We start from the raw sequence: 236 nt of genomic DNA on the forward strand, positions 1-236 counted from the left end.
GGCTCTGCCACGCGATGCATGCGGTTGTTGCGAAAAAATACGCCGATGAAACCCAAGTCAGCGCGCCCAGCAAGTTGACCGCCCGGGAAACGGAAGTGCTCAAATGGTCCGCCATGGGCAAGACCGCCTCCGAAATCGCCGCCATTCTCTGTTTGTCCGAGCGCACCGTAGGCTTTCATATCAGCAGTACCTTCAAGAAATTGGGGGTGCACAATAAAATCCAGGCCGTGCTCAGC

The 236-nt window shown here is 56.4% G+C and carries 1 protein-coding gene; it reads left to right on the forward strand.

Features of this window, described 5'->3' with window-relative positions:
- Positions 1–236: response regulator transcription factor (locus tag AC0L20_RS41835; RefSeq protein WP_473295968.1), on the forward strand; the 236-nt coding region annotated here is incomplete at both ends.

The organism is Bradyrhizobium sp. Kon58, from assembly GCF_055807455.1.